Here is a 2407-nt window from a genome sequence, read left to right as displayed (position 1 = left end):
CGCGCCGGACGATAGCGAATCGAACACGCGGCCGTTGGGGAGCGAGCCCTTGTAGTACACGCCCACCGTCTTGCCGCTCTGCGCGACGGCGCCGGTGCCGACCGTCTTGTCCTGGTAGTACAGGCCGCTGGCGGTGCGCGTCATCGCGTCCAGGTCTACGCCCAGGCTGGCGGCGAACCGGGTGTCCTCGATGCTCGTCGGTGAATCGCCGCAGCCCGTTGCGGCCACGGGGAGCACGGCGAGGGCCAGGGCAAGAAGAATACGACGCATGAGCCTCGGAAAGTCGGATGGTTTCACGGGTTGGACCCTGAAGATAACACTTCGGCCGGCCCGTTTCCACCGTTACCCGGATACCCCCGCGGGCGACGGATCGGCCACCGGCTCCAGCCTCGCGCCGCCTTCGCGCTCCACCAGCCGCAGCAGCTGGCAGTTGGCCGGCATGAACTCGGCGAACTGGTTCGTCTCCTCGCCCGCGTAGTGCACCCGCGCCAGGCGGATGGGGGCGGTGTGGGTCACCGCCAGCGACACCCGCCCGCGCTGGCGCATGCGCTCCAGCGCCGCGACCACCCGCTGGCGAACGGCCGGCAGCGTTTCGCGGCCGTCCATCACGAACGCAGCCGGGTCTGCCTGCCACCGCGCGAACTCCTCGGGAAAGCGCTCGGAAATTTCGTCGTCCGTGAGCCCCGCCCAGGGGCCGACATCCATCTCGCGCAGCGCGGCGTCCTCGTACAGCGGCAGCCCGCATGCTTCGGCGACGATCTCCGCCGTCTCGCGCGCGCGGGCGATGGGACTGCACCACACCTCCTCGATCCCCTCCTCCCGGACGCGCTCCGCCAGCTCGCGCGCCATCTCGCGCCCCGCGGGAAGCAGCGGCTCGGCGTCGATCCCCACGTTCACCCACCTCAGGTTGGCCGCCGTCACCCCGTGGCGGGCCAGGTACAACCGCCCTGCGTTGCCCATGTTCGTTCCGTGCGCTGCGAAAGGAATCCAGCTCCCGCCCGGGTGGAGTGCAACGCCCGCACCAGCGCGCGACCGTCAGGGCCGCGCCCCGGAGGCCCTGCGCCGGTTCTGCTAGCGGCGGCGCAGCAGGGACGGGAGCTCCTGGAAGTCCGCCGTCCGCGGGAGCACCTGCAGCAGCTCCGCCAGTTCGTGGGGCGGAACGATCAGCTTTCGCGTGTCCAGGTCCATCCACCCTCCCTGGATGGTGAGCAGCGCCGCCTCGCGCCCGTCCGCGCGCAGCACGTCCTGGTGCACGCGCCAGTGCGACACGTCCGCCGAGAGGCCCGCGCAGCGCAGCGTGACCGTCAGCGAGTCGCCGAACCTTACCTCGCGCTTGTAGCGCACCTCCTCGCGCATCATCACCGGGCCGAAGCGAAGCTCCTCCAGGCGGGCCTGGGTGAAGCCCCGCCCCGCCAGCAGGCTGAAGCGCGTGTGGGTGGCGTACTCGCTGAACGCGGTGTTGCGCACGTGGCGGTTGCCGTCCAGGTCGGCCCAGCGCACCTCGAACCCGCACTCCCAGGCGGCATCGTCCCTCGTCATCGTCTCCCGGCGGTTCGTCGGTTGATGGCAGCGGCGCAACCTATGCCCGGCATCGGCCGGCGGACAATCCGGCCCCCGGCTGAACTCCGGGCGCGCGCCGCGGTACAAGCGGTATCGAGTACCTTTCCCCTGCAGCCGGGACGAACATGCGCTGGCCGATCGCGGGACTTTGCGCCCTGTCCCTGACGGGATGCACCATCGCCGACGTCACCACGCCGCCGGGGCAGGACCGGCTGGTCGTGCAGGCCGTGCTGCGGACCGACCGCGAGGCGCAGCCCCTGATCCTCTACCGCTCCGTAGCTGCCAGCGAGGCACCTGCCGAGCGCGGGGCGCAGGTGGAGGTCACCCGCGACGACGGGGCCCGGTTCGTCTTTCGCGAAGCCCCGGACCCGGCCTGCATCCCCGACGTTCCCAGCAACCCCGGGGGAACGCTGGGCGCCTGCTACGTGAGCCCCGCGGAGCTGGGGTTCTGGGTGCTCCCGGGACGCACGTACGACCTGAAGGTGACCACCGTGCGCGGCGAGGTCGCGCGCGGGCGCACGCAGGTGCCGGGGGCGTTCTCGCTGGTGGGCCTGCCCTTCGAGGTACGCGAACGCGCGGACGGCATTCCGCCCGAGCAATGCCGGCTGCCGCCGGGCACCGTGGTGCCGGTAACGTGGACGCAGTCGCGCGGGGCGTGGGGATACATTTCGCCGCTGCTGATCTTCGGCCTCTCCGCCCACGCGCAGTCGGGAGGGTTTCCCCCGCCCGCCGATCCGCTGGAGCTCGTGGGCGTCTCGGTGTCGTCCAGCGACACCACCACCCTGCTGCCGGACGAGTTCGGGGTCTTCGACCGCTTCAACCTGGACCAGAACCTCCTGCGCTTCCT

General features: G+C 71.4%; 4 protein-coding genes. 1 reads left to right on the top strand and 3 read right to left on the bottom strand.

Annotated features, from left to right (window positions below; all coding sequences use genetic code 11):
* From VIB55_RS13325 to VIB55_RS13315, 3 genes are all read right to left on the bottom strand, one after another.
* Nucleotides 1-270: FKBP-type peptidyl-prolyl cis-trans isomerase (locus VIB55_RS13325; RefSeq protein WP_331877143.1), on the bottom strand; the 270-nt coding region annotated here is incomplete at its 3' end.
* Between the two features lie 72 nt (nucleotides 271-342).
* Nucleotides 343-960 (bottom strand): histidine phosphatase family protein, encoded by a 618-nt coding sequence (locus VIB55_RS13320; protein ID WP_331877142.1) that lies wholly within the window; start codon nucleotides 958-960, stop codon nucleotides 343-345.
* 111 nt (nucleotides 961-1071) lie between these two features.
* Nucleotides 1072-1539: a thioesterase family protein gene (locus VIB55_RS13315; RefSeq protein ID WP_331877141.1), complete on the bottom strand. Its 468-nt coding sequence runs from the start codon at nucleotides 1537-1539 to the stop codon at nucleotides 1072-1074.
* 146 nt (nucleotides 1540-1685) lie between these two features.
* On the opposite strand from VIB55_RS13315, the gene VIB55_RS13310 reads away from it, so the two are divergent.
* A partial coding sequence (locus VIB55_RS13310; RefSeq protein ID WP_331877140.1) for a DUF4249 family protein occupies nucleotides 1686-2407 on the top strand: 722 nt, incomplete at its 3' end.

It is taken from the genome of Longimicrobium sp. (assembly GCF_036554565.1).
GTDB lineage: Bacteria > Gemmatimonadota > Gemmatimonadetes > Longimicrobiales > Longimicrobiaceae > Longimicrobium.
This window is presented reverse-complemented; position numbering and strand designations above follow the sequence as displayed.